The 9,112-nt window shown below is 40.8% G+C and carries 7 protein-coding genes and 1 pseudogene; 5 read left to right on the top strand and 3 right to left on the bottom strand.

What is annotated here, in order from left to right; genetic code table 11:
* Positions 1 to 135: 135 nt before the first annotated feature.
* The 4 genes and pseudogenes from PUQ00_RS09310 to PUQ00_RS09295 form a co-directional block, all read left to right on the top strand.
* Positions 136 to 825 (top strand): annotated as a pseudogene (locus PUQ00_RS09310) (Uma2 family endonuclease); the annotation flags it as partial.
* 1,004 nt (positions 826 to 1,829) lie between these two features.
* The gene (locus PUQ00_RS09305) at positions 1,830 to 2,216 is read left to right on the top strand and encodes a VOC family protein (RefSeq protein WP_300415387.1); all 387 of its coding nucleotides are present in this window, start codon (positions 1,830 to 1,832) and stop codon (positions 2,214 to 2,216) included.
* Positions 2,217 to 2,807: 591 nt separating this feature from the next.
* On the top strand, positions 2,808 to 3,719 hold the full coding sequence (locus tag PUQ00_RS09300) for a bestrophin family ion channel (protein WP_300415385.1): 912 nt from the start codon (positions 2,808 to 2,810) through the stop codon (positions 3,717 to 3,719).
* 129 nt (positions 3,720 to 3,848) lie between these two features.
* Positions 3,849 to 4,685, top strand: coding sequence for an alpha/beta hydrolase (locus tag PUQ00_RS09295; protein WP_300415396.1), 837 nt, complete (start codon positions 3,849 to 3,851; stop codon positions 4,683 to 4,685).
* Positions 4,686 to 4,713: 28 nt separating this feature from the next.
* On the opposite strand, the gene PUQ00_RS09290 is transcribed toward PUQ00_RS09295, so the two are convergent.
* Complete coding sequence (locus PUQ00_RS09290; protein ID WP_300415399.1) at positions 4,714 to 4,983, bottom strand: hypothetical protein; 270 nt, start codon at positions 4,981 to 4,983, stop codon at positions 4,714 to 4,716.
* Between PUQ00_RS09290 and PUQ00_RS09285 the strand changes: the two genes are divergently transcribed.
* On the top strand, positions 4,897 to 6,618 hold the full coding sequence (locus PUQ00_RS09285; RefSeq protein WP_300415383.1) for a serine/threonine-protein kinase: 1,722 nt from the start codon (positions 4,897 to 4,899) through the stop codon (positions 6,616 to 6,618). The genes PUQ00_RS09290 and PUQ00_RS09285 overlap by 87 nt on opposite strands.
* A gap of 227 nt (positions 6,619 to 6,845) precedes the next feature.
* Here PUQ00_RS09285 and PUQ00_RS09280 read toward each other — a convergent pair whose 3' ends face one another.
* Positions 6,846 to 7,634, bottom strand: coding sequence for an ABC-2 family transporter protein (locus PUQ00_RS09280; protein WP_300415381.1), 789 nt, complete (start codon positions 7,632 to 7,634; stop codon positions 6,846 to 6,848).
* 45 nt (positions 7,635 to 7,679) lie between these two features.
* A complete protein-coding gene (locus PUQ00_RS09275) occupies positions 7,680 to 8,660 on the bottom strand; it encodes an ATP-binding cassette domain-containing protein (RefSeq protein WP_300415379.1) in 981 nt (326 codons plus the stop codon).
* Positions 8,661 to 9,112: the final 452 nt, after the last annotated feature.

Here is a 9,112-nt window from a genome sequence, read left to right as displayed (position 1 = left end):
TTTGACTTTGCCACTCTTCAGATGTACGGAGCTTGTTCAAAACTCAAATAGGATTCCTATAGTTGCGGAGAAATCGCTATAATTCTGATGAGCTAAATAGAGTCAAATATCCTTTGATTTTTGGGGAAACCAGCCATGTTAGAGTACAACTTGCCAAGGTACTTGCCCTCAGCCGAGGAATTACCAGACTCTGATGAAACGCCTGTGGATAATGAACTGCAAGAATTGATACCAGGCTTGCTGAAGGCGATCCTGCTGATACTGTGGTCAGAACGCATGGACTGGTTATTTGCCATAGATATGGGTATTTATTATCACCCCGATAAACCGGCCATTGTGCCAGATGGGTTTTTGAGCTTAGGGGTAGAGCGGTTTTATGATGAGGAACTGCGTCCCAGTTATGTGCTGTGGGATGAAAATGTTGTACCGATTTTCGTGCTAGAAGTAGTTTCCCAAAATTATCGCAAGGAATACACTACTAAATTAGATGAATATGCGGCTTTGGGTGTACTTTATTACGTGATTTATTCCTCTCGTCGCCGCCGCAAACCGCATCTGGAAGTACATAAGTTAGTTAATGGAAGGTATGAATTACAAGAGGGAAACCCCATTTGGCTAGCAGAAATTGGGCTGGGAATTGGTTGCGAAAGGGGAAATTATTGCGGTGTAACGCGGGAATGGATGTATTGGTATGATGAGCAAGGACAACGGTATCTCACGCCCGCAGAACAAATAAAACAAGAAACACAACGTGCTCAACAAGAAACAGAACGCGCTCAACAAGAAACAGAACGCGCTCAACAAGAAGCACAACGCGCTCAACAAGAAGCACAACGCGCTCAACAAGAAACAGAACGCGCTCAACAAGAAGCACAACGCGCTCAACAAGAAGCACAACGCGCTCAACAAGAAACAGAACGCGCTCAACAAGAAGCACAACGCGCTCAACAAGAAGCACAACGCGCTCAACAAGAAACAGAACGCGCTCAACAAGAAGCACAACGCGCTCAACAAGCAGAACAACGGGTGCAGCAATTGACAGAACAATTAAAAGCGCTGGGAATAGATCCAGATAATCTGGGTTAACTTAAATATTTTGCAATATTTTCAACAAAAAAACTGGGTTTTTCATATTTATCAAACAGAATAAAGGTGCCAGTCGCCAGGATTCACTTGGGTATTTTGTGCGACTGGTGGATGAATAAACGGCATTTTTGCACCCCCACCAAATTTTCAATTTGGTGGTCTTCAATCAGTGGCGGGTCTGAATCCCCCACTGATAGCGTAGCGGTAGCGAGTCCGCGAGCGTCTTGATTCTGACTCCTGAATTCTGACTTCTGAATTCTTCTTCAAGTATTTGCTATAAATCCGGTTTTGCTACTAGGGGAAATGCATCTTCTAGGTATTGCAGAAAGTTTATAGTGTTGTATAGGACTCCTATTTGATTTTTGAAAAAAATCAGTACACTCCGAAAAGGCTTCTTCCCCACTCCCCACTCCCCACTCCCCACTCCCTACTCACTGTCTACGCAAATAATTTTAAAAATTAAAGCGGACTGCTATAGAAGGATAAAATCTCTGTCAAAATAAACTATTGTCTGTCCTTTTTGACGAGCAATTTCTGCCAAATAAGCATCGATAAAATCGACATTAGCATTAGCCATGCGTTCAAGGGCTGCTATTACTTATTCTAAATCGTTTAATAAATTTTCCAAAAAGAAACTCCAGATGCGCTTAAGGCATCTAGAGTAGTAACAGGTTTCTAACATCAATCAATTTTTACCTATGCGATCGCCAGATGTCGTTGGGGTATATACTTAAATGTACTTTATGTCTGATCATCCGCCAATTGAACAACAGGTTACTTTCTTTTATACCCAAGACCTTAGTGCATCCACGGAATTTTATGAGCAAAAGCTGGGCTTGCAGTTGTGGCTTGATCAAGGAACCTGTCGAATTTATACTGTCAGTGGCTCTGGATACTTGGGATTGTGCCAATCAAGCGAAATATCAACTCTTCCAGCCGACAAGCAATCAAGTGTCATTTTTACTTTGGTAACGCAGCTGGTGGATGAGTGGTTTGAATATCTCAAAGAACGAGGCGTCGAATTTGAAAAGCCACCTACATTAAATGAAAAGTACAACATTTACCACTGTTTTTTGCGTGATCCCAGTGGTTATTTGATTGAAATTCAACGTTTCGAGACTAAGCACTAAAAAAAGACATAACTTAATTCCTGTCTTCCTAGCGGTAGCGAGTCTGCGTCCGTTGCGCGCCTTGTAGAGAACGTCATTACGAATTACGAATTATTTTAATTTACTGGCAGAATTTGTACTGGTTAGAACTTTTTGATTTACTGCCGTACATGATACCAACTAATACTGTATGACGATCATCGATAGCCATGTATCTTTTCTTCTATGGATTTATCGGTGTGAAGTAAGGGATTTATGCAGCCACCGAGAAAACTTTATATTTATTTACAATTAGCCGCGTAGGCGTAATCAGCACTTCTCTACGAGACGCTGCGCCTAGCTTGTTCCCCGTAGGGGTACGACAAAGATTAGTGACCACCGTAGGCATCGCTTTTGACTTTTATATAAGCCTCTTCTCTCTTGCCCAATTTCCCCTCAGAGGATTGTAACAGAAGCTAGGATACAGTTATTGCCGCCAGCATATCCTCTTATCTTCCCAACACTACTTATTGCAGTATCCTCTTTGCCAATTGTGCTATTTATATAGTTATTATTTTTAAAGTATCGATGTTTAATCTATCGGTTCACTAAATATTTTCTTAGGGTGACTGCATGACAACCGAAAAACTTACATGGCTACGCACAACATTACAACTTAAAGGTTCGGTGATTAAAGCAATTTATAAACATATTTTATGGTGCGGAGCTTTCGGATTTCTGATTTCTATACTTTACCATTTTGATTTGCCAGTATCCCAACCTATTTTAGGAAGTGTTATTCCTAGTATTGTATTAGGTTTGTTACTTGTATTTCGCACCAATACTGCTTATGAGCGATTTTGGGAAGGGAGAAAATGCTGGGGATCTCTAGTAAATAACATCCGAAATCTGGCACGGCAAATTTGGGTATCTATTGAGGAAATCTCTCTAGAAGATAAAGACAATAAAATTATAGCATTAAATTTATTGGTAGCTTTTGCTGTGACAACTAAATTACATTTGCGGGGAGAAGCAGTCAATAGCGAGTTAGAAGATTTAATGCCATCTAGTAAGTATATAAAACTGAAGATTATGAATAATCCCCCCATAGAGGTTGCCTTTTGGATAGGAGATTATTTACAGGATCAGTATCATCGTAATTGCCTTAATAGTTACCAGTTAACATCTATGCAAGAATTATTGAATAATCTTGTCGATAATTTAGGTGCTTGCGAACGTATTTTAAAAACACCTATACCATTAGCTTATGCCATTCATCTTAAGCAATTATTGTTGCTATATTGTTTCTTGCTACCCTTTCAAATAGTGGAGACTCTGGGTTGGTGGACAGGTTTAATTGCTAGTTTAGTTGGTTTTACAGTATTTGGGATTGAAGCCATCGGTTTGGAGATAGAAAACCCCTTTGGTTATGACCCTAATGACTTACCTCTAGATGCGATTTGCGAGACAATGAAACGCAATATTGACGATTTAATAACTCTAACTCCAAATACGCGATCGCATCCAGGAAATTTGACCTATTGAGAAAAGAGCATCAGGCTTGAATTTTAAAGCTTGGTTATAGTTGTCAAGTTCCATTTCTCCCTGCTCCTCATCTTTTTTCGCAGTATTATATAAACGCCAAACTATCTCTTCACTGGTGGATGTGCAATGATGCCTGTACGTCAAACTTTATCAAAGCCTGATATCCAACTTTCTTACTTAGAGTGGAACCAAGGTCAAGAACCTTTATTGCTGTTACACGGCTTAGGCGACCATGCTCTAGTGTGGTCTAGTTTAGGAAATTACTTAGCGGCAGATTACCATATAGTTGCACCAGATATGCGCGGACATGGCCAAAGTAGTAAGCCTGAGAGAGATTATAGTTTTGAAAGTGCGATCGCAGACCTCGAAGCACTCATGGATAATCTCGGATGGACTTTTGCCCATATTGTCAGTCACTCGTGGACAGGCAAATTAGCCGCCATCTGGGCAAGGCAAAACCCAAAGCGTTTGCGGAGTATAATTCTAGTTGATCCGATTTTCATCTGGAAAATGCCCAGCCTTTTTAGGGTAACTTTTCCGATGTTGTATCGGTTCTTGCCTTTCCTCAAAAGCATGGGCCCCTTTGCCAGTCATGAAGAAGCCGAACAACAAGCACGGCAGTTAAAGCAATATCAAGGATGGAGTTCCTTGCAGCAGCAAGTTTTCCAAGCAGGAATAGAACAAAAACTCGATGGTAGTTGGGGCAGCAAATTTACTATAGCCGCCCGCGACGGGATTTTTGAGGAAGTCATGCAAGTGCCTGGTTTTATAATCCCCCTTCATACCCATGCCCTCTTTGTGCAACCAGAACAAGGTTTAAATCGCCAAGATTGGCAAATCCAACCCTACAAAACCTATCTCAAAAACTTACGCATCTGCCAAGTTCCTGGCAATCATTGGCCGTTTTTGACGCAACCAGAGGCATTTAACCAAACTGTAGCAGCTTTCTTGGCAGAACACAGCTAGAAAATCTCATTATTATTAGACGGGATTATCATACAGCAACAGAAGAATTAATAGGAGCGATGTCTAGGGGAATTGGGCATGGCGCATTGGGCATTGGGCATTGGTTATTCTCCCCATCTCCCTCATCTCCCTCATCTCCCTCATCTCCCCACTCCCCACTCCCCACTCCCCATTCCCCACTCCCCACTCCCCATTCCCCAGTTACCCAGTCATGAGCCTTTGTATCAATCCCATTTGCCCTAAACCAAATCATCCGAATAATCATCAAAACCGCTTTTGTCAAAGTTGTGGTTCTCATCTGGAATTGTTAGGGCGTTATCGGGTGACGTGCCTGTTGAGTGACAAAACAGGGTTTAGTAAAGTTTATGAAGCATACGAACAAGATACCCCTAAAATCCTCAAGATACTCAAAGACGATTTATCAAGCGACCCCAAAGCAGTAAAACTATTTCAGCAAGAAGTAACCGTATTAGGACAACTCAAGCATCCCGGCATTCCCAACGAAGATAGTTACTTCCAGTATCAAACCCGACATGGTTTAGTGTTGCATTGCATTGCAATGGAAAAAATTGATGGATACAACTTAGAACAGTGGCTACAGCAGCAGAATTATCCTATTTCGCAGGAACAAGCTGTAGCCTGGTTAAAACAATTGGTAGAAATTTTGGATTTAGTACATGGTAAACAGTACCTGCATCGAGATATTAAGCCATCTAATATCATGATTCGATCCCCCCTTGGAAAGGGTTGGGGGGATTTGGTACTGATTGATTTTGGCACCGCTACTGAAATTGACAGAACCCACCCAGACCAACTCAGCAACGGCAACGAGATGACAGCACTTATGTCATCTGGCTACAGCGCTCCAGAACAAATGAATGCTCAAGCAGTACCACAATCAGATTTCTTTGCCTTGGGGCGCACCTTTGTATTTTTACTCACGGGATACCATCCCTTAGATATGTATGATATGCAGCACAATTTATTGCACTGGCAAAATCATGCCATGCATATCTCACCCTTACTATTGAATTTAATTGATTGGCTAACACTACCGGATATAGAAAAGCGTCCTGCCAATACTCAGGAAATTTTGCAGCGTCTTGAAGAAATTGAAACCCAACTAATAGAAACTACTCCTGTAAATATTATTTTAGTGGACAATATTAACACGGAGCAGTTGTCCGCGCCAATTACTAAAACTTTGTCGCCTCCAGATAAACAGCCAGAAGAAGTACCACTACTGAAATTTTTTGCAGTGCTGCTAGTGATATTAGGATTACTTAGTATAGTGGCATTAGCAACGCGGACATCAAAATTTTCTGTGAGGCAAAATTATGGACAATCTCCCGAAAAAAAAAGTAAGATTGATTATTTTCCTTATAAAGAAGGTAGGGATAGTCAGGGGAAGGTGGCCGAATTTAATATCGCTGTTTTATCACTAGAATATAAATGGCTTTTAGGTAGCAATTTTCAAATTAAATATAATAATCAAATTATTAGTCTAGACCTTTTAAAGTTGAGCTTAGAACAACAAGGTATACAGAATATAATGAAAGATCCCAGTGAGATTATCTCTGTAGGTACAGTTTCTTGCAAGGGTGATACAGCAGTTCAAGAACGTATGGCTCTAGAACGTTCCAAACAAATACAATATTTAGTTAAAAATTTATTTATTAATACACCAAGCGTCAAAAGTTATCGGATATTAAATTTGGGGCAATTTCAACGGAGTGATTGTCAGGCAAATCAAGATTTAACTAAATATCAGAGAAGTATTATAATTATTGGGGTTAAAAAAGAATCAGCAGGTTTAATTCTGGATGAAGCATTACGGGATAGGTTAGAAAAAAAGCCTTTTGGTGATTTTAAGTTAGAAGATTATTCTTTGGGGTCGGCAGAAAAGTTTAAGACCATACCGAGTAATTTATAAAATCTCTAGCAAAGTACATCAGTGCATAGGTCTAACCCATCGTAGATATCGCCACTTTAGCCATAAACTACAACTATGGTCATGAGCCAGTTAGAAACCGTCATGGCTTTTTTTGCTACCTTCGTATTAGACAGCGCTATAGTTCAGCAAATCATTTAGCCAAACTCTGCGGTGGGAAACCTTACTAATTATGAATTATGAATTATAAATTATAAATTATAAATTGTTTATGCTCCCATCCCAGAATACCGCTTCAAACCCGCACGCCAAAGCAAGCGATTCGCACCCAAAAACACTAATATCCATCCCACCATTGACCAAAATCCCCGCCCTATATCCACAGGTAGCCCTACCAAAAGACTCGCAGGGAAATTAATCAAATATGGAAAAGGCGTAAACATCACTATTTTCTGCACAGGTTCTGGAAAGACCTCTAAAGGTGCTATCAAACCAGATAAAAATAAATAAAATAACAACCAGAAATTTTCTAAAGCGCTAGCCCGTTCTGTCCAAAAGGCGAACATAGCAAAGGTGTACTGAATCACAAACCGCAAAGCAAAAGCTAGCACCGCCGCCAATGTAAACAGTAAAAATCTACTCAAACTTGGTACCCAAAAAGCGTGGGGGTAAAGAATAAAAAATAATGCCACTAATAGAAAAGCAAACATTAGCCGAGCAAATCTTTCTGAAATATGTGCGGCAACATGATGCCATACGGGGTCGAGTGGTTGTAGCAACTTGGGTGAAAGCCTGCCTTCTACTACCTCTGTTTCAAAATCCCAGATTACCCAAACAACTGTGAGTTGTCTAACAATGAAAACCGTGATAAAGTAACGAGCAAAATCCACAGGTGATAGCCCAAACTGTCCTCCTTGTGCTGCCTGTATCCAGACACCCATGAGGATAATCGGCAAAGACCCAGCCAAAACCCATAAGATTAGTTCTGCTCGATACTCAACCATATAGGCATAGTATACTGACAGTAAAGTTAGGGCTTTTCTAATAATTTTTTTCATCTATAGTACATCTCCCCTTGGCAACTCTACTCCTCTTAGCATTAACTACACAACACCTGCCTGAAAAACTCGTCCAATAACTTCTTCTACAGGTGGTTCGGTAACTGTTAAATCAATTACTTCCAAATCCGCTAAAATGTGAGATACGGTGCGGGTGAGCGCCTCTCTCGACACCATAAAACGCACTACTCGCCCTTCTAAGAGTTGCACATCTCCATAGGTCATAAGTTTTTCTATCGGTAGAGGTTGGGCTAACTCTATATGGACTTCCCGATAAGGAGCAAAACGTTCCAGCAGTCCATTTAAGCTACCGTCATACATCAGCTTCCCCTCGTGAATCAACAGCACCCGTTGACACAAAGCTGTGATGTCAGCCATGTAATGACTTGTCAACAGCACTGTAGCCTGATAATGCTGATTGTACTCACGCAAGAATTCGCGCACTGCTGCTTGAGCATTTACATCCAATCCCAGCGTTGGTTCATCTAGGAATAAGACGTGGGGACGGTGCAAAAGTGCTGCTAGCAATTCCGCCTTCATCCGCTCACCCAAAGACAGTTTCCGCACTGGTTGGGTAAGTTTGCCTTCTAGGGAAAGCATCTCTGTTAATTCTCCTACCCGCCGTTGGAACTCTTTATCAGAGATGTCGTATACAGCAGCGTTAATTTTCAAAGAATCCAGCGCTGGCAAGTCCCAAATTAGCTGCTGCTTTTGCCCCATAACTAAGGTAATTTTTTGCAAAAATGCTTCTTTACGATGAAACGGAATTTGTCCAGCGACTGTAACTGTACCGCTAGAGGGATGAATCAGCCCCGTGAGCATTTTGAGTGTGGTGGTTTTACCAGCACCGTTTGGCCCCAAAAACCCTACGACTTCACCAGGGGCAATTTCAAAGGAAACATCCTGAACTGCTTTAATTGACCGGTAGGTGCGGCGAAACAAGTGGGTGATTGTACCTTTAATACCCGGACTTTTAACTGCCACTGGATAAGATTTACTCAGATTTTCAGCAATGATGATTGACATATTTTTTATATTAGAAGCACAGTTGTAAGTAAGTGGGCAAGAATAAATCAAACGATGTTACGTCATATAAGTTTAATTAGATTGGCTATTAGTAAGGGCTGGAGCCGCTTACTACAGGAAGCATCTCAATGAGTGTAAAAAGCCTTGAAAAAACTCACCCCAACCCTCTCCGTAGGTTCGGAGAGGGAGCAAGAATCTTGTTTCTCGTCTGGTATATTTGCACCCACTGAGATGCTCCCCTGACTACAAACCTTTAATTATTCATGCCCATTTATATAGATAAACACACATAAATCATTGATGTTTAGTGCTATTTTCAGCAGGAGTCATTCAATTTTAGATTTTAGATTTTAGATTTTAGATTTTTCCTTAAATCCCAAATTCAAAATCTAAAATTGGCAGAGTCAGAAGTAAAATTCCTGTATGTATCTGTGGTTCTAAATACTAAAGCA

This window comes from Nostoc sp. S13 (assembly GCF_029379315.1).
Taxonomy (GTDB): domain Bacteria; phylum Cyanobacteriota; class Cyanobacteriia; order Cyanobacteriales; family Nostocaceae; genus Nostoc.
This window is presented reverse-complemented; position numbering and strand designations above follow the sequence as displayed.

Coding starts and splice junctions, on each gene's coding strand:
- PUQ00_RS09305 (WP_300415387.1), top strand. CDS start 1,830: ATGTCTGATCATCCGCCAATTGAACAACAGGTTACTTTCTTTTATACC.
- PUQ00_RS09300 (WP_300415385.1), top strand. CDS start 2,808: ATGACAACCGAAAAACTTACATGGCTACGCACAACATTACAACTTAAA.
- PUQ00_RS09295 (WP_300415396.1), top strand. CDS start 3,849: ATGCCTGTACGTCAAACTTTATCAAAGCCTGATATCCAACTTTCTTAC.
- PUQ00_RS09285 (WP_300415383.1), top strand. CDS start 4,897: ATGAGCCTTTGTATCAATCCCATTTGCCCTAAACCAAATCATCCGAAT.
- PUQ00_RS09290 (WP_300415399.1), bottom strand. CDS start 4,983: ATGAGAACCACAACTTTGACAAAAGCGGTTTTGATGATTATTCGGATG.
- PUQ00_RS09280 (WP_300415381.1), bottom strand. CDS start 7,634: ATGAAAAAAATTATTAGAAAAGCCCTAACTTTACTGTCAGTATACTAT.
- PUQ00_RS09275 (WP_300415379.1), bottom strand. CDS start 8,660: ATGTCAATCATCATTGCTGAAAATCTGAGTAAATCTTATCCAGTGGCA.